Annotated in this window: 23 protein-coding genes; 9 read left to right on the top strand and 14 right to left on the bottom strand. The window is 34.0% G+C overall.

Annotated features, from left to right (window positions below; genetic code table 11):
• Positions 1–32: 32 nt before the first annotated feature.
• Positions 33–800, bottom strand: coding sequence for a TatD family hydrolase (locus tag C0512_RS04700; RefSeq protein WP_290859314.1), 768 nt, complete (start codon positions 798–800; stop codon positions 33–35).
• 89 nt (positions 801–889) lie between these two features.
• On the opposite strand from C0512_RS04700, the gene C0512_RS04695 reads away from it, so the two are divergent.
• Both C0512_RS04695 and C0512_RS04690 read left to right on the top strand, forming a co-directional pair.
• Complete coding sequence (locus C0512_RS04695; RefSeq protein ID WP_290859312.1) at positions 890–1,327, top strand: retropepsin-like aspartic protease; 438 nt, start codon at positions 890–892, stop codon at positions 1,325–1,327.
• A 111-nt stretch (positions 1,328–1,438) separates the two neighbouring features.
• A complete protein-coding gene (locus C0512_RS04690) occupies positions 1,439–2,386 on the top strand; it encodes a DUF4476 domain-containing protein (protein ID WP_290859311.1) in 948 nt (315 codons plus the stop codon).
• A gap of 73 nt (positions 2,387–2,459) precedes the next feature.
• Here C0512_RS04690 and odhB read toward each other — a convergent pair whose 3' ends face one another.
• From odhB to C0512_RS04675, 3 genes are read right to left on the bottom strand one after another with little or no spacing between them, the layout of a single operon-like run.
• The gene (gene odhB, locus C0512_RS04685; RefSeq protein ID WP_290859309.1) at positions 2,460–3,689 is read right to left on the bottom strand and encodes a 2-oxoglutarate dehydrogenase complex dihydrolipoyllysine-residue succinyltransferase; all 1,230 of its coding nucleotides are present in this window, start codon (positions 3,687–3,689) and stop codon (positions 2,460–2,462) included.
• Between the two features lie 44 nt (positions 3,690–3,733).
• Positions 3,734–4,306 carry a hypothetical protein gene (locus C0512_RS04680; RefSeq protein WP_290859307.1) on the bottom strand — a complete coding sequence of 191 codons (573 nt, stop codon included), beginning with the start codon at positions 4,304–4,306 and terminating at the stop codon, positions 3,734–3,736.
• An 11-nt stretch (positions 4,307–4,317) separates the two neighbouring features.
• Positions 4,318–7,089 (bottom strand): 2-oxoglutarate dehydrogenase E1 component, encoded by a 2,772-nt coding sequence (locus C0512_RS04675; RefSeq protein ID WP_290859306.1) that lies wholly within the window; start codon positions 7,087–7,089, stop codon positions 4,318–4,320.
• A gap of 119 nt (positions 7,090–7,208) precedes the next feature.
• On the opposite strand from C0512_RS04675, the gene C0512_RS04670 reads away from it, so the two are divergent.
• On the top strand, positions 7,209–7,736 hold the full coding sequence (locus tag C0512_RS04670; RefSeq protein WP_290859305.1) for a hypothetical protein: 528 nt from the start codon (positions 7,209–7,211) through the stop codon (positions 7,734–7,736).
• A 74-nt stretch (positions 7,737–7,810) separates the two neighbouring features.
• Here the strand turns inward: C0512_RS04670 and C0512_RS04665 are convergent, their stop codons facing one another.
• The 8 genes from C0512_RS04665 to C0512_RS04630 form a co-directional block, all read right to left on the bottom strand.
• Positions 7,811–8,311, bottom strand: coding sequence for a hypothetical protein (locus tag C0512_RS04665; protein ID WP_290859304.1), 501 nt, complete (start codon positions 8,309–8,311; stop codon positions 7,811–7,813).
• An 84-nt stretch (positions 8,312–8,395) separates the two neighbouring features.
• Positions 8,396–8,749, bottom strand: coding sequence for a hypothetical protein (locus C0512_RS04660; protein ID WP_290859303.1), 354 nt, complete (start codon positions 8,747–8,749; stop codon positions 8,396–8,398).
• Positions 8,750–8,851: 102 nt separating this feature from the next.
• On the bottom strand, positions 8,852–9,547 hold the full coding sequence (locus C0512_RS04655) for a hypothetical protein (protein ID WP_290859301.1): 696 nt from the start codon (positions 9,545–9,547) through the stop codon (positions 8,852–8,854).
• Between the two features lie 112 nt (positions 9,548–9,659).
• Positions 9,660–12,044, bottom strand: coding sequence for an arylsulfatase (locus C0512_RS04650; protein WP_290859300.1), 2,385 nt, complete (start codon positions 12,042–12,044; stop codon positions 9,660–9,662).
• 12 nt (positions 12,045–12,056) lie between these two features.
• On the bottom strand, positions 12,057–12,830 hold the full coding sequence (locus C0512_RS04645) for a hypothetical protein (RefSeq protein WP_290859299.1): 774 nt from the start codon (positions 12,828–12,830) through the stop codon (positions 12,057–12,059).
• Between the two features lie 34 nt (positions 12,831–12,864).
• A complete protein-coding gene (locus C0512_RS04640) occupies positions 12,865–13,413 on the bottom strand; it encodes an outer membrane beta-barrel protein (protein ID WP_290859298.1) in 549 nt (182 codons plus the stop codon).
• Positions 13,414–13,661: 248 nt separating this feature from the next.
• The gene (locus tag C0512_RS04635) at positions 13,662–14,417 is read right to left on the bottom strand and encodes a LuxR C-terminal-related transcriptional regulator (protein ID WP_290859297.1); all 756 of its coding nucleotides are present in this window, start codon (positions 14,415–14,417) and stop codon (positions 13,662–13,664) included.
• Between the two features lie 75 nt (positions 14,418–14,492).
• Positions 14,493–15,467, bottom strand: a complete 975-nt coding sequence (locus C0512_RS04630; protein ID WP_290859295.1) for a polyprenyl synthetase family protein — start codon at positions 15,465–15,467, stop codon at positions 14,493–14,495.
• 220 nt (positions 15,468–15,687) lie between these two features.
• On the opposite strand from C0512_RS04630, the gene C0512_RS04625 reads away from it, so the two are divergent.
• Genes C0512_RS04625 through C0512_RS04600 form a run of 6 tightly spaced genes read left to right on the top strand, consistent with a single transcriptional unit; the run spans position 15,688 to position 23,479 of the window.
• Entirely contained in the window at positions 15,688–16,209 is a 522-nt protein-coding gene (locus tag C0512_RS04625; protein WP_290859293.1) for a YceI family protein, read from the top strand.
• 13 nt (positions 16,210–16,222) lie between these two features.
• Positions 16,223–16,819: a TetR/AcrR family transcriptional regulator gene (locus C0512_RS04620; RefSeq protein WP_290859291.1), complete on the top strand. Its 597-nt coding sequence runs from the start codon at positions 16,223–16,225 to the stop codon at positions 16,817–16,819.
• Positions 16,820–16,834: 15 nt separating this feature from the next.
• Positions 16,835–18,172 (top strand): TolC family protein, encoded by a 1,338-nt coding sequence (locus C0512_RS04615; protein WP_290859289.1) that lies wholly within the window; start codon positions 16,835–16,837, stop codon positions 18,170–18,172.
• Between the two features lie 22 nt (positions 18,173–18,194).
• Positions 18,195–19,364, top strand: coding sequence for an efflux RND transporter periplasmic adaptor subunit (locus C0512_RS04610; RefSeq protein ID WP_290859287.1), 1,170 nt, complete (start codon positions 18,195–18,197; stop codon positions 19,362–19,364).
• A 20-nt stretch (positions 19,365–19,384) separates the two neighbouring features.
• The gene (locus C0512_RS04605) at positions 19,385–22,858 is read left to right on the top strand and encodes an efflux RND transporter permease subunit (RefSeq protein ID WP_290859285.1); all 3,474 of its coding nucleotides are present in this window, start codon (positions 19,385–19,387) and stop codon (positions 22,856–22,858) included.
• 54 nt (positions 22,859–22,912) lie between these two features.
• The gene (locus C0512_RS04600) at positions 22,913–23,479 is read left to right on the top strand and encodes a hypothetical protein (protein ID WP_290859283.1); all 567 of its coding nucleotides are present in this window, start codon (positions 22,913–22,915) and stop codon (positions 23,477–23,479) included.
• A 45-nt stretch (positions 23,480–23,524) separates the two neighbouring features.
• Here C0512_RS04600 and C0512_RS04595 read toward each other — a convergent pair whose 3' ends face one another.
• Positions 23,525–23,878 carry a membrane-binding protein gene (locus tag C0512_RS04595; protein WP_290859281.1) on the bottom strand — a complete coding sequence of 118 codons (354 nt, stop codon included), beginning with the start codon at positions 23,876–23,878 and terminating at the stop codon, positions 23,525–23,527.
• A gap of 178 nt (positions 23,879–24,056) precedes the next feature.
• Positions 24,057–25,055: a TlpA disulfide reductase family protein gene (locus tag C0512_RS04590; RefSeq protein WP_290859280.1), complete on the bottom strand. Its 999-nt coding sequence runs from the start codon at positions 25,053–25,055 to the stop codon at positions 24,057–24,059.
• Positions 25,056–25,158 lie beyond the last annotated feature (103 nt).

Below are 25,158 nucleotides of genomic sequence, written 5' to 3'. Positions count from 1 at the left end.
AAAAAAATGTGACTTTTTACAGAATAATTTAATTAAATCCCAAACACCGACTTTGAATTTTCTGTTGTAATTCGAGCTATTTCCTCAACAGAAACACCATATAATTCACTAAGTTTTGAAGCTACTAATTTCACATAACTACTTTCGTTACGCTTACCACGATAAGGTGCTGGAGCCAGATATGGCGAATCCGTTTCTAGAACCAGTTCGTTAATGTCAATTTGATTGATGAATTGGTCAATTTTTCCGTTTTTAAAAGTAACAACCCCGCCTATTCCTAATTTCATACGATAAGAAATTGCTTTTTTGGCTTGTTCTAAATTTCCGGAAAAGCAATGAAATATGCCAAACAACTCTTCACTTTTTTCTTCCTCTAACACTTCAAATATTTCATCAAATGATTCACGACAATGAATCACGATGGGAAGTTTATACTTTTTAGCCAATTGTATTTGATATTTGAAGGCTCTTTTTTGAATTTCTAAGGTCGTTTTATCCCAATATAAATCGATGCCAATTTCGCCGATGGCTATAAATTTTCGGTTGGCTAATTGTGCTTCGATATGAGCTAATTCAGCTTCATAATTTTCTTTGACATAACACGGGTGCAATCCTATCATCAAAAAAATAGTATTGGGATATTTTTGTTCCAAATCATACATTGATTGAGTACACGTTGAATCAATCGCAGGGACAAAAAAACGTGTTACTCCGTTTGAAATAGCTCTTTGAATCATTTCATCACGGTCTGAATCAAATTCATCAGAATATAAATGCGTATGTGTATCTGTTAAAATCATCGTGCAAAAATAAGTAAAAAGGTAGATAATACTAGTAGCTTTTGTTTCAATATAAATTTTAATTTACATTTGGAAATCAAAAGAAGTAAATGAAAAATCTACACGCTGTTATCAAAAAGAAAGGCTATAAAAAAATTGCTTTTAAAGTCTCCAAAACACAACATTTATTGGTAAAAGCGACCATAAATGGCGTTAAAGGAAATTTTATTTTAGACACCGGTGCGTCAAACTGTTGCATCGATTATGAATTTGTAGATTTCTTCAAAGTGAGTGCAAAAGATTCAAAAACCAAAGCTGCCGGTGCCGGAGCTACCGGAATGGATACCCAAATTGGAAAAGACATAGAACTCCAAATGGGAAGATGGAAAACAAACAAAGTACAGTTGGTTATTTTTGATTTAACCCATGTCAATTTAGCGTTAACTCAATATAAAGCCAAACCCGTTCACGGTATTATTGGTGCCGATGTCTTGTTAGAAGGAAAAGCAATTATCGATTACTTTAATCATTATTTATATTTGATGTAGTAAGAATAATTTTATTTACTTTCAAAACAAATTAATTTTAGCATTATTTTGGCATTATTTTTGAAAAATTCGATAAAGTAACTACTTTTAAAACCTAAAATATTTAAGAATATGAAACAAAGATTTACCCTTACAGCATTTGTATTATTACTTTCAACCCTTTCTTTTGGGCAAATTCAGCCTTTTGGACATTTGACTATTTTTTCAGAAGATGGTGATAAATTTTACCTGATTTTAAATGGAGAACGCATTAATGATGTTGCTCAAACCAACCTTCGTGTAGAAGAATTAGTACAACCTTATTACAATGCCAAAATTATTTTTGAGGACAATACCAGAAATGAAATTTCTAAAAACTATTTACAAGTTACAGATGTAGATGGTTTATTTATGGATGTAACTTACAAAATCAAACGAGACAAGAATAACAACAAAAAAATGAAGTTAAATTTCTTCTCGATGATACCGGTTGTTCAGGGTTTTGTTCCACCATCTAATGTCTATGTAACGCGTTGGGGCCAACCTGCACCACCGCAACAAGTAATTATTCAACAATCTGCTCCGGTTGGTGTGGTACAACAAACAACCACTACTACCTCAACAATAGGCGGTGTAAATGCAGGAGTAAGCGTTGGAGGTGTTGGTGTCAACATTTCTATCAACGATCCGGTTTTTAGCGGAAGTACTACCGTGACAGAAACAACAACGGTAACAACAGGAGGTACAATTGTAGGTCATCAAGAACCTGCACCTGTTGGTTGTTATGGAGCAAGACCAATGAATAATGGAAATTTTAGTAGTGCTTTGCAAACTATTAAAAATCAAGGGTTTGACGAATCAAGACTTAAAACAGCAAAACAAATTGCCCAAAACAATTGTTTAAACACAAATCAAATCGTTGAAATATGTAAGATTTTTGGGTTTGAAGAAACCAAATTAGACTTTGCTAAGTTTGCTTATGATGCCTGCGTTGAACCACAAAATTATTTTAACGTTAATAATGTATTTTCGTTTAGTTCGAGTGCAGATGAATTGAATGATTTTATTTCTAGGAGATAAAATCAATACTCCCTAAATAAAAAAATCCCGATTAGAAAATTCAAATCGGGATTTTTTTTATAGAAATTTGAAACTAAAGCTCCAATGCCTTTTTAGGATTGTTGTCCATCAAAATTTCTACCGGGTTTTCCAACGCTTCTTTTACAGCTACTAAAAATCCAACTGACTCGCGTCCGTCGATGATTCTATGGTCGTATGACAACGCCACATACATTACCGGAGCAATCACAATTTGACCATTTTTTACAATAGCTCTATCAACTACATTGTGCATTCCAAGAATTCCCGATTGCGGCGGATTGATAATTGGCGTAGAAAGCATACTTCCAAAAACACCACCATTTGAAATGGTAAATGTTCCACCGGTCATTTCATCAACTGTAATTTGTCCGTCACGGGCTCTGATTGCCAATCGTTTAATTTCAGCTTCTACACCTCTGAAAGATAGTGTTTCGGCATTTCGCATGACCGGAACCATCAATCCTTTTGGCCCTGATACGGCTACTGAAATATCACAAAAATCATAAGCTATTTTTTCTTGACCGTCAATCATTGAATTAACATCCGGATACAATTTTAAGGCACGGGTTACAGCTTTTGTAAAGAAAGACATAAAGCCTAACCCTAAACCGTGTTTATCTTTAAATGCATCTTTATATTCTGCACGCAAAGCATAAATTGAGGTCATATCAACTTCGTTAAACGTCGTTAACATCGCGGTTTCGTTTTTAGCTGAAACTAATCTTTCGGCTACTTTACGACGAAGCATTGATAATTTGGTGCGTTCTGAACCACGACTTCCGCCGGTTGGTGTTCCCATGGATGGAATAGCATTTACTGCATCGTCTTTAGTAATTCTTCCGCCTTTTCCGGTTCCAACGATATCGGAAGGTTGAATGTTTTTTTCGTCTAATAGTTTACGAGCAGCCGGTGAAGGTGCTTGTGTTGCATAAGTTTTCTCGGCAACCGGAGCAGCTTTAGGAGCCTCTGCTTTTTTCTCTTCAACTTTTGGTGCTTCAACTGCTGGTTTTGTTTCAACTTTTGATGCATCACCGCTCGGTTTAGCAGCAGAGGTATCGATTAAACAAACCACAGCTCCTACGGCAACCGCATCACCTTCAGAAGCTTTTAAAGTGATAATTCCACTTGCTTCAGCAGGTAATTCTAAGGTTGCTTTATCTGAATCTACCTCTGCAATAGCTTGATCTTTTTCAACATAATCACCATCTTTTACTAACCAAGTAGCAATTTCAACTTCTTTAATTGATTCGCCCGGTGATGGGACTTTCATTTCTAAAATCATAATTTTCTTTTTAAATTGAAGGCTTTAAAAACCCTAAAGTCTATTTATTGATAATTCATTTCTGAAGTCATTTTTGCAAAAACAAAACCTTCCTCAACTTTTTTATTATACTTTTCTATTCCTTTTTTAATAACATCATCCAAGTTATACTTCTTTTCTTCATTGTAATCTTCTTCACTCAAAGTATATTCTTTGTTTTTTATAATGGAATCAACAATCAACTTTTTCTTCTTTAGATATTTCTTCTCATCTTTATAACTTGCAGGGTTGTTATCAAAAGGAACAAATTTAACGCCTGATTTGATTGCTCCCATTTGTGGTTCGGCATCAATAATATATATTTTACCGGCTTCTAATTCAGCTTCAACAAAATCAAAATTTTCAGCCTTAACCCAGAACAAATGTTTACCCGGTTCACATTCATATGCTAAATACTTACCATAATTAAACTTCCCTAAATAATTTTCTCCATCAAAATACTTAAAATTAATAAGCATCCCGAATCCTGATGTTCTGGTAAAATAGACCACAGATTTACCTTCTCTGGGCTGTTTCAAATCTTGAGTAAACCCTATTAATGAAAAAAACAAACATACTATGCTAACAATTTTTTTCAAGACTAATAAATTTATCTAAACAAATTTTTATCAAATACCATTCTAATCGCATCGGCATGACGTCTTCTGTCTCGGGTATGGCTACCGGCAGCAGGAGCAGCGTAAGCTTTTAACGATGCTAATCGCCATTTTACCAAATCAAAATTCATCAACATAAAACTATAAGCCCCCATGTTTTTGGGCTCTTCTTGTGCCCAAACATAATCATCCGCATTTGGATAACCGGCAATGATTGCTTTCAATTGCTCAACCGGCAACGGGAACAACTGCTCAATTCGTACCAAAGCTACATCATTTCTGCTTAAGTTTTCTCTTTCGGCAAGAATGTCGTAGTAGAATTTACCGGTACAGAACACGAGTGTTTTTACTTTTTTCTTATCTACTGAATGGTCATCAATGGTTTCTTGGAAACTTCCGTTGTACAATTCTTCTTTGGTTGACACACAGGATGGATGACGCAATAAACTTTTTGGTGAAAATACCACCAATGGTTTTCTGAACTTGGTTTTCATTTGTCTACGCAACAAATGATAGAAATTAGCAGGCGTGGTACAATCGGCTACATACATATTATGACGGGCACATAATTGTAAATAACGCTCCATTCTGGCAGATGAGTGCTCGGCTCCTTGACCTTCATAACCGTGAGGTAATAATAGCACGATTCCGTTTTGGTTGTTCCATTTGTCTTCGCCACACGAAATGTATTGGTCAATCATAATTTGTGCTCCGTTGGAAAAATCACCAAATTGTGCTTCCCAAATGGTTAAAGCGTTAGGATTAGCTAAAGCATACCCATAATCAAATCCTAAAACACCATATTCTGAAAGGAAGGAATTAAACACATTAAACTTCCCTTTTTTATCTTTTAATCCGTTTAACAAAACAACTTCTTCCTCGCTGTCTTCTACTTTTACAACAGCATGGCGATGTGAAAAGGTCCCTCTTTCTACATCCTGACCTGAAATACGAACATCATATCCTTCGGTTAAAAGAGTACCGTAAGCTAACGATTCGGCTGTACCCCAATCAATCGCATCGTTGTCATACATCGTTTTTCTATCGGTAACAATCTTACTGATTTTACTAATGAATTTTTTATCCGATCGTAATGTAGAAATTGTTTCAGCAATGGCATCTAATTTCTTTTTGTCAAAAGTAGTATTCACTTTTTTCAACATTTCATCGTCACTCACTTGCACGAATCCTTCCCATTCATTTTGCATAAATGGAGTGATAACAGTCAATTCTTTTTTACGAGAGGCTTCTAAATTTTGATCTAAGTTTGCTTTGTATTCGTTTTCTATTTTTGTAATGTAAGCTTGGTTTACAATTCCATCAATAATTAATTTCTCTGCATAAATATCTCTGGGGTTTTTGTGACGAGCAATGATTTTGTATAAAACCGGTTGCGTAAAACGAGGTTCATCACCTTCGTTGTGTCCATATTTTCTGTACCCTAGCAAATCAATAAATACATCTCTTCCAAAAGTCATTCGGAAATCTAAGGCAAAAAGCATGGCATGAACCACCGCTTCTGCATCGTCAGCATTTACATGAAGAACAGGCGACAAAGTTACTTTGGCAACATCTGTACAATATACCGAAGAACGAGCGTCTAAATAGTTAGTAGTAAAACCAACTTGATTGTTAATGACAATATGAATAGTCCCACCTGTTTTATACCCATCCAAATGAGCCATTTGGACGATTTCATAAACAATTCCCTGACCGGCAACTGCGGCATCTCCGTGAACAGCAATGGGCAATACTTTTGAGAAATCATTCGGAAAATATTTATCTTGCTTAGCCCTGGTAATTCCTTCAATAACTGCTCCAACCGTTTCTAAATGGGAAGGATTTGGTGCCAAATTTATGTTGATATTTTTCCCGGATTTTGTTTTTCTGTCGGCCGTTAATCCCAAATGGTATTTCACATCACCGTCAAAATATTCTTTGTCATAATCTTTCCCGTCAAATTCTGAAAAAATATCTTGCGTTTCTTTTCTAAAAATATTGGCTAAAATGTTTAATCGTCCACGATGAGCCATTCCCATGACAAATTTTTCAACACCTTTTTCAGCAGCAGCTTCAATCAAGGCATCCAAAGCGGGAATTATGGTTTCTCCGCCTTCTAATGAAAATCTTTTTTGTCCTACATATTTGGTGTGCAAAAAGTTTTCAAAAGATACAGCTTCGTTTAGTTTATGCAGTATATGTTTTTTTTCATCAGCAGAAAAATTGGGTAAATTGTCGTTGATATTTAATTTCTTTTGAATCCATTCAATTACTTCCGGTTTACGGATGTACATGTATTCAATTCCTATCGATTGACAATATACATTTTCAAGATGCTTCACTATGTCTCTCAAGGTTGAAGGCTGATGACCCAAGACCTTTGCAGCATCAAAAACAGTGTCTAAATCAGAAGCAGAAAGTTCGAAATTCTCCAAAGCTAAGGTTGGAGCATACGTTCTTCTCTCTCGAACCGGATTTGTTTTGGTAAATAAATGGCCACGGGTTCTATAGCCATCAATCAATTTTAGAACTTTGAATTCTTTTTGAAGCTTTTCAGATACCAAACTATAATCTTGATTTCCGGATGAAAAATCGGCTAATTGATTAATGGCCTGTTCTTCATTGGAAGATTCCATTCCGAAATCGAACCCTTGAAAAAATGCTCTCCAACTTGGTTCAACAGTATCCGGATTAACGGTATATTGTTCGTATAAATCGGCAAAGAATTGAGTGTGTGCTGCGTTTAAAAAGGAAAACCTATCCATAATTAGTAGTAATAAACCTTATTTGTTAAAAATAGTTTTGCAAAAGTACAATATTTGCAATAATCTTTTATTTATTTTTACATACTTTTATGACTGTAATTTGCTAAAAAGGTATAGGTATGAGAAAATTAATATTTTTTAAAAGAGTAAGCATTTTTTTATTGCTTTTCATGGGATTGAATCTTTCATTTGCTCAAGACAATTCCGCTGCATCTAGTGATTTTTGGAAGAAAGTCCGTTTTGGTGGAGCGATTGGAATGAATTTCGGGAGCAATTATACAGAGGTAACTTTAGCTCCAAGTGCCATATATGATTTTAACCGTTATTTCAGTTTTGGTGTTGGCCTTAGAGGAAGTTATGCTCAGGAGAAAAATTACTACGAATCCTGGATATATGGCGGTTCATTAATTGCCTTGTCAAATCCAATTGATTTTTTACAACTCTCAGTTGAATTGGAACAATTGCGATATAATGTTACAAATGAATACCCAATTAGCTATGAAGATAATTTTTGGAATACCGGTTTGTATCTGGGTGCCGGTTATTTTTCAGGAAATGTGACCGTTGGAATTCGTTATAACGTTTTATACAATAGTGATGAAATCTACGCGGAACCTTGGTTACCGTTTGTTAGAGTTTATTTTTAATGGTTTTTATTTATAAAAAATGTTTTTCAAATTAATTTGAAAAACATTTTTTGTAATATTTAAATTTCAATTATTTAACCACTTGTTGTTCTAGTACAATCCCCTGGCAAACCATTGCTATATTCACAAGCAGTACAATAGCTTCCATTTGGAATACAACCTCCGCCTGAAGCACAAGCAGTAGATGTACAAACTGTATTAGCAACTTTTAAAGAATTATTCTTATCTTCTAGGAGTTCAACTGTGGAAACATAATTGTTTTGACTGTAAATTCTTAAATATTTTACGCCTTTTTCTTCAATTATTTTATAATCAAATGGTTTTAAGTCTAACTTTGTGTCTTTTAAGGCTTCTTTAGCAAATTTTAGTATATCGTCTTTCGTAACTACAACTTGTACTTCTTTGTTTTTTAACACACCTATTTTAGCACCAAAAAAAGAATCCATCTTTTCATATTTCCCCTTTTTTAACTCACTATCTTTATTTTCGTAGTTATCTTCATTGTTACAAGCAATAAATGCCAAATAAGAAAATAAAATCATTCCAATACCAACTAAAATTTTTCTTGCTTTCATAAACTTAAATGTTTGATTATTAATGATTTCAAAATTAAAATTAAAATTAAACTTAAACATATGCAAGTTTTTTATCAGTTATTTTCAAAGTTTATTTCTAAACCATACTTTTTGCCATTCTCTTTTCAAAATTAAAAAAGCAACTTGTTCTGCCAATTCTGAAATGTCGGAACCATCGAGTTTTTTAACTTCGGTTTCGGATACATCAATAATATAAAGCAGGTTTAAATATTCAGCAAATTTATATTGAATAAGTCGGTACACTTTTTCGTGTAATTGAATTTTCAACTCATTAGGTGAAGTACTTAAAGGAACATCAATCGGTTCATTGGCAAAATTAAAATCTTTGTTAAGTTGCTCAATCAATTTGAGGTACAGGTTTTCTTTTTCGGCTTCGGTTAAGAGGTGATCGGTTGATGTTGGAGCAAGATAATTCATAAAAAAAAGTTAGTCTTAAACTAGCTTGTAAAGATACAAAATAGAATAAGACTAACCGATTTCAATTGAATTTCAAAAAATACTTACTAATGCTGTGAACTTTTATTTTCCGGAAGCATTTTTAAATCCTGAATTTTCGATAATTATTTTTACATCTTTGGCTTGAGCATCAAGAATAGTTTTGCTGGCATATTGAGTTCCATCCGGTAAATCACTATAATTAACATTAAAAACTACTTTTTCTTTAGGGTCATCAACAGAAGTACTTACTTCTAAAGACATGATTTTTTGGTTTGGCTTATTCACAGTCACCGAAAGCATATCACTAGGCTCGTTATAATCAGGAAAACCGAGCTTAAACTTAGTGTTTGGTTCAACTATCTGAATAGTGGTTTTTCCGTCATTATAATTTTTTTGAATTTTTTCCGGAGCCGGAGGTAAATAGGTATGGATTTTTTCGATTGCTTTTTTCATATAATCGGACATTTCCTCTTTTTTGTTTTCAGCAATTTTTCCTTTTATTCCTCTCTTTTTTTCTGCTGGAGTTGAACCGCCTGTCTCCACTTTTGTTAACTTTCCATCCACAGCATAATAACATTGCTTTTGAATAACAGATTTTTGCTCACCTTTATAAAAAACCGTGGTGGTTTCAATCCATTCATACTTTTTAATTTTCTCCTTACTGTCAGCTAGATTTTTCTTAATCATTGCTACATTTTCTTTGACATCCGCTTGGGCTATCACATTTTGCATCCCAAAAAAGAGAAGCAGAACTACTACAAACTTTACTGTTTTCATTTTTTTATTTTTTAAATTGAAATATTAATCCGCAACAAATAATTAATTTTAATGAAGGTTAAATTAAATTTATTTTTTGACTTTTATATTATACTTTATAATCTCCTATAATTTATTTAATCTCCACCACCAATTTAGGAATGCTTCCGTTGAATTTCGATTTAGCTTCAGCACCAATTCTCTCCACTACCGGTGTCGCTAAATCAATACCAACATCTACTGTTTCATCAGCTGAAAATATTCCGGGTTGAGTACGTTCAATTCTTCCTTCGCCTACTTTTTTACCATCAATGTACAGGGTTCCTAAACCACCTTTTGCAAGTCCGCCACCATCATAAGCAAAATCAAATTTTACAGTATGTTTTCCTGGAGTTAATTTTTGTCCCGATTCTACCGTAAAACGTTGCAATCCAAGGAAGTTATAGTCATAAGCTAATGTACCATTTATTATATAAAGTGCCCATCCCCCAAAACGTCCGGCTTGTGCAATTAGAATTCCATTGGCTGTTTTGTCTGCTGAAATTTCAATATCTGCCGTGATGGTTTTTGATCTGTTTTTAACATTGAGAAAAGAGTTTTCAGGAATACCCACCATACCTTCAGCGAGAGTGAGCGAGTTTCGGTTACCTAAAAGTGTTGGACGACCCACTGCTGTAGCATCTAATCGTTCAAACATACGGTCATCTACCGGTAGTGCAAAACTTTTTTCTGCTTCCTTCATAAACAATGCTTGAAGTTCTTTTAATTTATCAGGATTCTTGGTAGCAAGGTTATTAACAAGGCTAAAATCAGTTGGCATATAATATAAATCCCAGATATCCTCTTGTAAAGGTCTTCTGGGTTTTTGCTCCCAAGGTGCTCTATGAATAGTTCGTGCATACCAACCTTCATGATACATTGCTCGGTTACCGGCCATTTCAAAATATTGGGTAGTGTGTGTTTCTTTGGCAGTAGCGTCATTAAATGAATAGACCAGACTTTTTCCATCCATCGGACGTTGAACTACACCATTAACCATTTTTGGTTCAGGCAAACCGGCTGCTTCTAAAATTGTTGGAGCAATATCAATTACGTGGCTAAACTGTGGACGTAAACCTCCATTGGCTTTAATCCCTTTAGGCCAGCGAATTGCCATGCCTACTTTGGTTCCACCTGGGTCTGAAGCAACTTGCTTAGTCCATGAGTAAGGCGTATCGAACATTACTGCCCAACCTGCTGCCATGTGCGGATAGGTTTCCGGACCACCCCATTTATCCACTTTTTTAAGCATATCTTCTACTGTTTCTTGAACACCATTGAAATAAGTCATTTCGCTGAACATACCATTAGCACCACCTTCGGCACTGGTTCCATTGTCGCCATAAACAAAAATAATCATCGTATTATCGGCCTGTCCGGTTTGTTCAACGGCGTCCAATAAACGACCAATTTCATAATCAGCCATATCTAGATATCCTGCAAATGTTTCCGCTTGACGGATAAATAATTTTTTTTCATTCGCAGATAATTTATCCCATTGCTGAATGGCTTCCGGTTTTGGTGCTAATTTCGTGCCTTTGGGAACAATACCCATTTTTACTTGACGATCCAATATTTGTTGACGCATGGCATCCCAACCACCATCAAATTTCCCTTTCCATTTGTCAATGTAGCTTTGTGGTACATGATGTGGAGCGTGAGTAGCACCCGGTGCAAAAAACATAAAATAAGGCTTATCCGGTGTCATTGCTTTTTGAAATTTCATCCACGCCACAGCCTGATTGGTCATATCATTCATGAAATGATAATTAGGATCATCGGGCAATTCTACCGGATGTGTTCCATCGTAAATAAAAGGTGCCCATTGATTGGTTTCACCTCCTAAGAAGCCATAAAATTTATCAAATCCTTGACGGGTTGGCCAGCGGTCGAATGGTCCGGAAATACTGGTTTCCCAAACAGCTGTTTCGTGCCATTTTCCAAAAGCACCTGTGCTATACCCATTCAAACGAAGCATTTCTGCAACGGGGGCTACTTCACCGGGAATTTCACCTGTACCACCGGGCAAACCTGTAGCCATTTCAGTTATAAAACCCATGTTATTCACTTGGTGATTTCGACCACTTTTGATTGCCGCTCGTGTAGGAGAACATACAGCAGTGGTGTGAAAATTATTGTAATAAATACCCTCGTTTGCAACCCTGTCAAATGAAGGAGTACTTACAGGACCCCCAAAAGCACTTGTGCCGGCAAAACCAAGGTCATCGAGCAAAACCAAAATCACATTGGGTGCACCTTCAGGAGCTTTTACCTCAACACGAACAGGTTGTGTAACATTGCGAACATCCAATTCTTTGGTGGTTTGTCTAGATGGCGTTTTAATAGGAAGCGAAGTCCTATCTAACTCAACTTTTTGAGTCGTTGTAGTTTTTTTATCCTGTGCATTTGATGATATAGTGGTTAAAACCAGTAATCCTGCAGACACAAAAAGAGAAACTAAATTAAATTTTTTATTCATTTTTTAAATTTTTTAAAAGTTAAACCCAAGTCGCAAAACAGCTCCGAAAGTGTCTACATCATAAACAAATCGATCGCTGCCTTCTCCATTGTCATAATCAATACCAATGTATCGATAACCAATAGAGGTTTGAAAAAGGTTTGAGAATCGGTAACCAATGTTGGCTTGTGCTTGCCATGTGAAATCGGAACCTAAACCAAATCCTCCAAAATCACCTCTAAACTGCCAATATATTTTTTCTGTAAAAACACCTTGAGTTCTGGCAATAATTATAGGATCTACCCAAGTTTGATCGATTGAAGCACTTCTGTCATTGATAACCGTTTGCAAATCAATTCCGGCTTGTAGATTGACTAATCGGCCACCTAAACCTAAATCAAGCCAAGGTTGAACTCGTTTTAATCCGGCAAGTTCCCAAGCGGTTTGTTGCATGGATACTTTTCCGCTTGTTATCAAAGTAGTTGGAACCGCATCTTGCTCTAAATCCATGTATAAAAAGTCGGAACTTATTGACCAATCGTCGTTGGTAGCTTCCAAATAAAACATACCGCCCATCTTCAGGTGCCCTAAAATATCCCCAACAGTTGCATCAACAGCTACTGTGGGTAACTCTCTAACACCGGTTTCCCCTTTCATGTTTGGAAACATCATATACACTTCACCCAAATAATGCCATTTTTTTGAAAGAGTATCATTTTGAGCGGAAACAACCGAAAAGGTTAGTGATAGTATAGTAATGAAAAAAACTAGAGTATGTTTTTTATAATGTTTAATTGCCTGACTCATTTTGTAGTATTTTTTTATTTATAAAATTGAATAATTAAAATTTCATTCCAATTCCAATCAAAAATGAATTCATAAAACCATCTTTATAAAAACTGTTTGACATATAAGCCCATTCATATTCAGCATTGATAAAAAAGTTTTCTTTAAAGGTTTTCATTCCACCTAATCCGAGTCCACCATAAAATCCGGAATCATTATCTTCAAGTCCAATAACTGAACCAGATCGGGTTAAATTTGAAAATTGCATCCCTAATGCTCCTTTGACAAACCCTTGGGCTGAACCTTTTCCAAAAAAATATTTAGGGGCATAATAAACCGGAATAGTATTGATTTCATATTTTGTTTGCCCAACTAAAGTAGTGGTTTCAGCAGAAGTAGAAATATAACCAAAAGAAAATCCATGGGCTACAGGTCCTTTCATTGGTCTGTATTCATAAGTTCCGTTAATTCTCCAACCGGTTGCATCATCACTGAAATCCTCAATATTGGCAAAGGCATATCCCCCACTTATGGTAAATAAATTTTCTTGTGACCAACTCAATAGTGATGAAAAGAATGCAATGAATAAAACTAATTTTTTCATAATTTTAAATTTAGTTAAGTTTATATTTTAGGTCCGAATTTAACTTGGATTTCCATTTTATAAAATGATAATTATCAGATTTGCAAGAATTTCCCATTAAATTGTGACTTTAGATAGTACAAATCAAATTTAGCCTCTTTAAAAGTACAAAAAAATACCTAATGTTAGCTATTTTTAATTACTCTTCGAATTTAATAATAAGAGAAAATATCTTTGTATTAATAAGGCAGAAAACTGTTAAAATAGTTTTATAAAAATCCCATTTCAAAAAGATCGGAAATAATATCCGCAATTTTCGGTTTATCAGTTTTAGCAATAATGTTCCGTCTATGAGTATTAACGGTATATGGACTTATGAAAAGTTTTTCCGCTATTTCTTTGGTACTTAATCCTTTTTCTATGAGTTTTATTATTTCAAATTCTCTGGTTGAGAAATTGTTGCCTTTACTTAATAAATCCTCATCAGGGTACTTGAAACAGGAAAGATTGTCTCCATGATAATACTGAAAACCATTTTTATTTTTGGTATACCAATCTATATTGTTAAGAATATTAATTAAATAAACTGATTTATTTAACTCGCAATAAAAAAAGTACAATTGATGGAGTATATTTGAATACTCTCCTTGACTATTTTGAGTTTTGATGTTTGTTGAAAATAAAGAGTGTGATTTTTTTCCAGCTAATAAATCTCCGCTTATTTTAAAAAGTTTTGTTCGTGCCTTTAATAATCGTGGAAGTTCATCCGGATGTGTTTTGTTGATGATGGTCTGTGGGTCAAAATCGTTTGGATGAACACCAATTATATCGAAGCTTTTCTTGCTGGTGAATATAATTTTTAATTTTAATAAATCCGCAAAATAGAAAAATTGATTATTTAAAGCCATCTGTTCTTCAAGATCCAAAATCAACGAATCAGATTCCTTAATTGTTGAGAATCCTTCCGGACTGTATGCTTCTATAAACTTAAAAAAAAGTGCGTAATCTTGTTGTTCCTTTTGCATTTGCTATTTCTAAAATTATTAAACAATTGTTAAATATAAGCATAAATAACCTTGCAATAAACTATCAAAAATATTTTATACTGTTCTTTTCATTAATTTTTCGCCAAATGATTTTAAAGCTATTTTTTTATCTTCTGATAGTTGCATTTTATTTAAAGTTTCAAATGCCATCTGGGTATAATCTTCTATAGCTTTTTGAGTAGCTTTTGATGCTCCTGTATGCGTAAAAATTTCTTTTACTGATTCAATTTTATCAGAATTGTCCTGTGGTTGAATGGAATATAAATGCAACAATTGTGCTTTTTCTTGCGGCTGTGCAAATTCAATTGCTTTGAGATACAGATAGGTCTTTTTATTTTCAATAATATCGCCACCCACTTGTTTTCCAAATGTTTCCGGATCACCAAAACAATCCAAATAGTCATCTTGTAACTGAAAAGCAATGCCTAAATTAAGTCCAAATTCATAAATTAAATCAGCATTTTCTTTGGATGTTTGAGCGATAATTGCTCCCATCTTTAAGGCGGCTCCAACTAAAACAGCAGTTTTATATTGTATCATTTTTAAATAGTCAGCAAGAGTCACATCGTCTCTAGTCTCAAAATCCACATCGTATTGCTGCCCTTCACAAACCTCAAGAGCTGTTTTACTGAATAACTTGGCCAAATCTTTAAAAATGGCCGGTTCATAATTTTCAAAATATTGGTAAGCCAAAATCAACATCGCATCTCCCGATAAAATGCCGGTATTCAAATTCCACTTTTCATGAACGGTTACTTTTCCTCTTCGCAACGGAGCATCGTCCATAATATCGTCGTGAACTAACGAGAAATTATGGAAAACTTCTACCGCTGTAGCTGCCGGAAGTGCTTTTTCAAAATTTACATCAAACACTTCTGCTGCCATTAATGTTAACACAGGTCGCATTCTTTTGCCCCCTAAACCTAAAATGTAATCAATAGGTTCATACAAGTTTTTAGGGTCGCGTAAAAAATGTTGTTGCTGAAGATAGTTTATAAAATGTTCCTGATAAGCTTGGATTGAATGCATATTCAATGAATAGATTGAGTTATAGATTCACAAAGAAAACCAAAAAAAGCCGAATGCGAAAATTGCTGGAAACATTCCATCTTTTAACAAATGTTAAATTTATGTAAATACTTTGGAAACTATTTTGGTGTTAAAAGTTTCCTTTTTACATTTGTCCCCGATTTACTGATAAAAAAATAGTGGAATATTTATAAAAACAATCTATTAAAACTAATTAATTATGAAAACCAAATGGATGATGGACCCAAATCAATCAGATATCTTAATTAAGATGAGACATTCGATTGTGGCTTATATGACAGGTACACAAAATAAGTTTGATGGATATGTTGAAATGAAAGACAATGAAATTGAAGCCGCATCAGTAGAGTTTTTGATTAATGTAAATAATAATGAAACAATATTGGAGCCTAAAAAAGCACATTTAAAATTGAATGATTTGTTAGATAAAAAAGAATATCCCATTATCAGTTTTAAATCTACCTCTTTTGAAAAAATAAATAAGAATATTAATTTTTTGAAAGGAAACCTTACCATTAGAAATATAACTAAAGTAATTGAGCTTGATGCTGAATACCTTGGAATCAAATCATATAACGGAACGGAAAAAGCTGCCTTTGAAATAACCGGTGATATAAATAGAAAAGATTTCGGTTTAGATTTTACTTCGTTTAATCAAGTCGGTTACCTATCAAGCGGAAATAATATTAAACTAATTGCAAATTTGGAATTTACAGTTTAATAAAATAAAAAAAATGAAAGAGAAAATTATTGCAAAAGCCACTGATTTGTTCCTAAAACTAGGTTTTAAGAGCGTCACCATGGATGATATTGCCGGAGAAATGTGTATTTCTAAAAAAACTATTTACAAATACTTTTGCAACAAGGAGTTACTCATTGAAGAGAGTACAGCGATGGTTCACAAAGAAGTGCATCAAATAATTGACAGCATTGTTGCCCAAAACCACAATGCTATTGAAGAAAATTTTGAAATCAGAAAAATGTTCAAAGAAATGTTCAAAACCTCAGATACCTCCCCAATATTTCAATTGAAAAAACATTATCCTGAAATTTATGAAACTGTAATGAACAGAGAAATAAATGAATGTAACACAATCTTTAAACAGAATATTGAAAAAGGAATTCAACAAGGTTTGTACAGAGAAGACATTCATGTTGAAACATACGTTGGCTTTTATTATACCTTGATTTTTAGCATCAATGGAAATATCAGTTCAGAAAAAGAAGCAAATAAACTTGAATTACAAGCTTTAGAATATCATACAAGAGCAATGGCAACTCCCCAAGGAATCATTGAACTTGAAAAGCAGTTACAAAACATCAGTCACTAACCATAATAACCAAACATGAAATTTAAAATAACTTTATTTCTATTTATTTTTGGCTTCACACTACAGGCCCAAGAAACCAAAAAAAGCTATTCTTTTTCACTGCAAGAAGCTATTGCACATGCTATTCAATACAATTACACTTCCATTAATTCAGGGCGTGACATTGAAGCTGCAAAAAAGAAAAAATGGGAAACAACAGCGGCCGGTTTACCCCAAATTAATGCAACCGTTGATTATCAAAATAATTTTGTGCTTCAAAAATCTATTCTTCCTGCTGAAATTGTAGGCGGGAATCCCGGAGAATTTGTAGAAGTTGCTTTTGGCACAAATCAAAACATGAACGCAAGAGCTACTTTAAGCCAGTTAATCTTTGACGGTTCTTATATTGTAGCCTTACAAGCCTCTAAAACCTACCTTGAATTTTATGAAAATTCAAAAAGAAAGACGGACATTGAAATAAAAGAAATGATAATCAACTCTTATGGTAATGTTTTGCTATCTGAGGAAACAATTTCAATTCTTAAAAACAATAAAGCATCCTTAGAAAAAACGCTTTTTGAGACAGATCAAACCTATAAAAATGGATTGATTGAAGAAGAAAGTGTCGAACAATTGAAAATAACTTTGTCAAATATAAACAGCAGTCTTAATTATACTATTCGCTTAAAAGACATCGCTTATAACATGCTGAAAATCAATTTAGGAATTGAAATTCAAGATGAAATTAGCTTAACCGATAAACTCGAAATTTTAAGTGTCAATAATTTAGACTTGGCATTTGCTTCTTCAGAATTTTCGGTTTCCAATAACATTGATTACACCATTATGACCAATTTTGTGGAACAACGCAATTTAGAATTAAAACTGGAAAAAAGTAAATATTTGCCTTCTTTGGGAGCTAATCTTAATTTTGGATACAATGCCTTTGCAAACGAATTTGACTTCTTAAATCAAGACCAAAAATGGCTTAATTATTCTAATTTAGGTTTAAATTTAAATATTCCGGTATTCAGTAGTTTTGGAAGAAGTGCCAGAACGCAACAAGCTAAAATTGCCTTAGATCAAGCCAAAACGGAATTAACCGAAGTGGAACAACGTTTAAAATTAGAATACCAATCAGCCAAAAACAAATTTGAATTTGACGTAGAACAATACATCAGTACCAAAGAAAATTTAAGATTAGCCGAACGAATTGAACGCAAACAACAAATTAAATTTTCTGAGGGAATTTCTACCAGTTTTGAATTTACAGAAGCTCAAAGACAACTTTACACAGCTCAACAAAACTACCTGCAATCTATGGTAAATGTGATCAACAGTAGAGCTGCCTTAGAAAAAATAACAACTAAATAATTAACGTATATACTCTATAAAAATGAAAAAAATACTTTCCATAACTGTTCTTTCTCTTTTGTTCGTTGCCTGTTCAGGTGAAAATAAAAACGGAAACCTTGACGAAATTATCCAATCAAAAGATGTAGCAAAAATTAAAGCTACCCGTGAAAGCGTTCATAAAGAATACGAAAAAGTAGCAGCCGAATTAGCAAAACTTGACAAAGCCATTGCTGAATTGGATACCAACAAAAAAAATCCATTGGTTCAAACAATCACGCTAAAAGATACGCTATTTACGCATTACATCGAAATACAAGGAAATGTTGACACGAAAGAAAACATCATGATTAGTCCTGAATATTCAGGTATTTTAACACAAGTAAATGTGAAAGCCGGTCAACGTGTTTCTAAAGGACAAGTTTTAGCCCGCATTGACGATGGTGGGATGAGTTCACAATTGGCACAAGCGGAAACGCAATTAGCTCTTGCCAAAACTACTTTTGAAAAACAAAAAAATCTTTGGGACCAAAAAATTGGTTCAGAAATTCAATACCTACAAGCTAAAACGGCCATGGAAAGCCAACAAAAAATGGTGGCTCAAATCAAATCGCAATTAAACAAAACCTTGGTAACGGCTCCATTTAGCGGTACAATTGACGAAGTGTTGATTGAAAAAGGAAAAGTGGTTGCTCCGGGAATGAATTTATTCAGAATAGTGAACTTAAGTAACATGTATGTAACCGCCAATGTACCGGAAAACTATATCGGGCAATTAAAATTAGGTGCTGTGGTTGATGTTTTTTTAAATTCTTTAGGTAAAAACTACAAAGGGAAAGTACGTCAAATCGGAAATTACATCAATCCAAATAACCGAACATTTGGTATTGAAATCGCTTTGCCAAATCCGGATAATTTATTACGCCCAAACCAAGTGGCTGTTTTAAAAATCGAAGATTATAAAAATTCAAAAGCATTATTGCTTCCTGAAAATATTCTTCAGGAAACAGCTGATGGAAGCAAAGTAATTTATGTAATCGATAAAATCGACAGTAAAAACAATGCAAAAGCAACTCAAAAAGCAATTGAAATTGGATATACTTCGGGTGCATTTGTTGAAGTAAAATCAGGTCTTCAAGTGGGTGAAATTGTCATTACCGAAGGTGGTAAAGCCTTGAAAGATGGTCAAACGGTAGAAGTAATCAAACTTTAAACTCATAAACAAAAAGAAACATGAGTATTAACATACACAAAAATTTCGCCATATCAACATGGGCCATCAACAACAAAATGACAGTCTATGTGATAACAGCCATATTACTAGTTGGCGGTTTGATTTCGTATTATTCAATGCCTCGCGAAAGTTTTCCTGAAATCATTGAAACTAAAATATACGTAAGTTCCATCAATCCGGGAAACTCGGCAGAAGATGTTGAAAAACTGATTACCAAACCTTTGGAAGAAGAATTCAACAACATTTCGGGAGTGACAAAAATCACCTCAAACACCTTGGAAGATTATTCCATGATTTTGGTGGAATTTGACGAAGATATATCCGTTGAAGATGCCAAACAAAAGGTTAAAGATAAAGTTGACCGTGTTAAATCGGATACCGAATGGCCAACGATTGATGGCGGTGGAAAAGTGGAACCCAATGTGTTCGACCTAAACATTGCCGAAGAAGTGCCTATTTTGAATGTTAGTCTTACTGGCGATTTTACATCAGAAAAATTAAAAGAATATGCAGAATATTTAGAGGAACGAATTGAACGACTTCCTCAAATTAAAGAAGCTGCTATTCGTGGTGCGGAAGATAAAGAAGTTGAAATTGCCGTTGACATGTATAAAATGGCTGCCGCAAAAGTAAGTTTTGACGACATTATCAGTAGTGTGAAATACGAAAATAAAACGGTTTCCGGCGGAAGTGTTTCTACCAATGGTATCAAAAAGAATATTCGCGTTATTGGTGAAATAAACAAACCGGCTGATTTAGAAAATATCATCGTTAAAAAACAAGATGGGAACGTTTATTTGAGAGATATTGCTACCATCGCTTTCAAAGAAAAAGAACGTACCACTTTTGCCCGTTCCTATGGAAAACCAGTGGTTATGCTCGACATCAAAAAACGTAGCGGTAAAAACATGGTGGAGGCTGTTGAGGGATTGAAAGTGATTGTTGACAAAGCCAAAGAAAATTATTTTCCCGAAGGTTTATCGATTTCTTATTCCAGTGACCAATCCACTAAAACTATTGCACAAGTTGATGATTTGGTAAACAATATCATTTTTGGGGTGATTTTGGTTATTGGCGTTTTGATGTTTTTCTTAGGTTTTAGAAATGCCATTTTCGTAGGATTTGCCATTCCATTATCCATGTTCATGTCTTACATGATTTTGGCCTCCTTTGGCATCACATTAAATACGATGGTACTTTTCGGATTAGTTATGGGACTTGGAATGCTCGTTGACAACGGAATTGTGGTAGTTGAAAACGTGTACACGTTGATGAGTCAGGGAATGTCACGAAAACAAGCAGCTATCGAAGGTATTGGTGAAATTGCTTGGCCAATTATTGCATCCACAGCAACTACTTTAGCCGCATTTTTCCCCTTGGGATTGTGGCCGGGAACGATGGGTAAATTCATGATTTATTTCCCTATGACCTTATCAGTAGTTTTATTCTCTTCTTTGTTTGTGGCTTTGATTATCAACGCCATGTTGACAGCTGACTTTATGAAACTGAAAGAGGAAGAATTATCTAAAAAAGCTTTAATCAAATTAAGTGGTTTTGTAGGAGTCATTGGCTTAGTAATGTTAGTTGCAGGATTTAATACAAAATCCGGTGGATTAAAAGGTTTAGGTAACTTAATGTTGTTTTTTGTAATCATGCTATGGATTTATAAATACTATTTGGTTCGTGCACAAGACTTTTTTCAACGAATTATTTTGGTATGGATGGAAACCAAATACCGCAATTTTTTACAATATGCCTTAACCGGTAGAAAACCGTTAGTATTCTTTTTTGGTACTTTTCTATTGTTAATTTTATCGTTTGTGGCGGTTGGAATTGCCAAACCTAATGTGCTTTTCTTCCCTGAAAATCAACCCAACCAAATCATGGTTTATATTGAATTCCCAGAAGGAACGGATATTAAAAAAACCAATGCTTTTGTGAAACAAATTGAACAAAAAGTTTACGCAATCGCTAATAAATACGTCGAAGACGGTGAAAATTATATGGTAGAAAGTGCCATTGCACAAGTAGGTAACGGCTCCGGAAATCCACAAACCGACGGTGGTGCTCAAAATGATATGCCTCATCGTGGAAAAGTAACACTAACCATGCGTGAATTCAAATACCGAAAAGGGAAAAACAGTTTGGAAGTGATGGAAGAAATCCGTTCAGCTGTTCAAGGATATGCAGGTGTTTCGGTCATTGTTGAAAAAGAACAAAACGGCCCACCGGCAGGTTATCCGGTAAATATTGAAATTTCGGGTGAAGATTACAACGCGATGCTTTTAGAAGCTCAAAAGATGAAGGATTATATCAATGAGAAAAACATTGCAGGTATTGAAGAGCTGAAAATTGATGTAAACAAATCAAAACCCGGTGTGGATGTAAAAGTTGATTTAGACAAAGCCGGTCATCTAGGAATCACTTCCGGACAAGTGGGACAAACATTGCGTAGAGCTATTTTTGGTGAAAAAATTTCTACCTATAAAGATGGAAAAGATGATTTTGAAATCAACGTTCGTTTACCGGAATCACAACGAAATGACAATAAATTAATTTATAATCAACCCATTACTTTCAGAGATCAAGCAACGGGTAAATTAGTACAAGTGCCAATATCAGCAATTACAAGCAGCGAAAATTCTACAACATTTAATACTATTAAACGTAAAAACCTAAAAAGGGTGATTACTGTTTACTCCAACGTAATTACGGGTTATAATGGCAATGAAATGGTAGAAAAAATCAAACGTGAATTAGAAGATTATCAAATTGGAAATGACATCAATTTTGCCTTTACAGGTGAACAAGAAGAGCAATCGAAAAACATGGGATTTTTGATATATGCTTTGTTAATTGCTTTGGGCGGAATTATTTTAATCTTAGTAGCTCAGTTTAATTCCATTTCCAAACCAATTATCATCATGGTTTCCGTTTTATTAAGCTTTGGTGGAGTATTTTTTGGGATGGCCTTTTTTGGTGATGATTTTGTAATTATTATGACTATGATGGGAATCATATCCTTGGCTGGAATTGTGGTAAATAATGCTATTGTATTAATCGATTACACCCAACTATTAATCGATAGAAAATTAGTTGAAAAAGGATTGGACGAAAATGGATTGTTAACCAAACACGAATATTTAGATTTAATCGTTGAAGGTGGTCGCTCGCGTTTACGACCTGTTTTATTAACGGCAATTACAACCGTTCTTGGTTTGGTGCCATTGGCGATTGGTTTGAATATTGACTTTTTCGGTTTATTCATTGATTACAATCCTAACATTTACATGGGCGGAGATAATGTGAAATTTTGGGGACCGCTGGCCAAAACCGTTATTTACGGATTAACATTTGCCACTTTCTTAACCTTAGTTATTGTTCCGGTGATGTTCTTTTTATTGCATAAAGGAAAAATTAAAGTCAAAAAGAAAAAGAAAAAAAATATCAATCAAATTCCACAAACAAATTAACCATTAAAACCACGTGAAAGCGTGGTTTTTTTTATCTTGCAAAAAATAATACATATGAAAAAAGCAATAACTTTATTAACTGTCCTTCTCTTTTTCAGTAATTGTCAAGTTGATACAGAAACACAAAATATAAAAGTAAAAAATCAATATTCAATCGATTTGCCAAAATCATTAGCTAGTGTGGATTTTTTACATGAAGATGCATCTCTTCAATACCAAAACATTTTAAGTGAATTTTACACTATCGTTATCGACGAACCCAGTTCTGATTTTGACAACTTAGTACTAGAAGATGCTTCGCTAAGGGAAACTTACACCCCTGATTTAACAGGATATTCCAAGTTGTTAAAAGACAATTTAGCGGCAACAATTAAAAATGGAAAATTTTCAAAATTTGAAGACACTAAAATAAATGGTAATCAAGCCAAATTAATGACTGTGAATGGAACAGTAGATGGGATTGATGTTTTTTACCAATTTGGATTTGTGAAAGGAAAAGATACTTATTATCAAATTGTCAATTGGACCGAACTCAAACGAAAAGATGATCATACCGACGCAATGGCAAAAATCATTTCTTCCTTTAAAGAAATAAACAGAACTAAAAAGAAAGTAAACTAAAAAGGGCTTCCAATTGGAAGCCCTTTTATTTATAATCAGTCAGTGTTAGTTTTTATTTACTTGAACAACTGCTCCTTGAGACCATTTTTTCACTTGAGCAACGCGACTATCAGAATAATCTACTTCTGCTAAATCCAATCCATTCCAAAAGAACCATTTGCCAACTTTCATCCCATCTTGGTATTGACCCATGGCTAGTTTATTTCCGTTTATATCATACGAAATCCATTCTCCATGTACTTTTCCGTCTTTATAAAATCCTTCTTGTTGTACTTGACCATTGTCATAATAATAAGTTGATTTAACCATCTTATTTACAATCTCATTTTTCACATTGTTTTCTTGAGCAAAAATTACTCCTGAAATTACTAGCATTGCTGCAATAAATAACTTTTTCATATCTTCTTCGTTTTAAGTAGGTTAACAATTACATTACAAATATATAAATAAATTTACATTTACAACACTATTTGGTAACAATTTGGTAACATTAGATGAAAACTTAACATTGGAAAATGGAATAAAAACAAAAAAATAACGCTAATGCGTTGTTTTTAAGATAATTATGTAAATTTATTTACTTTAACAAAGCATCTAATTTTTTTAGCAAATCGGGCGAAGAAGGCCTAGAAGCATCTGCTTCCACAACATTTCCATTCGGATCTATCAAAATAAAGCGAGGAATTCCTTGTATTCCGTAGTCCGTAACAAATTTTGAATTCCAATCGTTATCGGCAATTAATTGTACACCACCCAACTGTTTTTGATTCACCATGTTTTTCCATTTTTCATAATCCTTTTTTGCATCAATGGAGATACTCAAAAACACAATATTTTTACCATGATAAGCTGCCTCCACTTTTTTCAAGTGCGGAATTTCAGCTAAACAAGGTCCGCACCAAGTGGCCCAAACATCAATGTAAACATATTTCCCTTTAAAATCTGCCAATGTACTGGTTCCTCCTTTGTGGTTTTCATAGGTAAAAGAAGGTGATGCCTTTCCTACCATTTTTTTTGCTGCCATAGCACTTTCACGCATCTCTACAACCATTCCATACTCTTGATTTGCTCTTTTGGTCATTACAGTTCTGAAATTTTCATCTAATTTCTCGTCGCTCAAAAGTTTTGCATCACTGGCTTTTTTTGTATCAAATGCATTCTGAAAAGCAGTTTCATCATCAGTTGTAAAATGTTTTAGTTCAAATTGTTCATCATCCAAAGCCTTTTTTGCTAAGACATTATTTTCTAACGAACCGTTTCCTTTGTAAGCGATGGATTCATCAAATTCTTTAGTATTTAAAGTCATTAATAAATCATAACCGTTTTTTAAATATAATTGTGTGTATTCACTACCATCAAAAAATTGGTAAAAACCGGTAGTCACTTCAAACGTGTCTGTAAAAATTCCTTTATTATCAACGGCTATTTTTTTTATGAACTTTTGAGCTCCACGAATAGTAATCGTATCACTGACACGATTTTCAATCTTTGCAGTAAAAGTCATTTGTGCTACCGATGTAAAAGTGGTAAAAACAATAAGAATTGAAATTCCTAAGAATTGTAGTTTGTTTTTCATGATTAAATACCATTTAAGTAAATCAAATATACTCGTTTTTTTAAATATCAAATCAAAAAATAATTGAAATTAAGTAGTACTGCAACTGTTGAAATACTACAAG

Source organism: Flavobacterium sp. (assembly GCF_013822155.1).
In the GTDB taxonomy this organism is placed as follows: Bacteria; Bacteroidota; Bacteroidia; order Flavobacteriales; family Flavobacteriaceae; genus Flavobacterium.
Note: the sequence above shows the minus strand (reverse complement) of the source record. Positions and strands in the feature narration are given on the sequence as shown.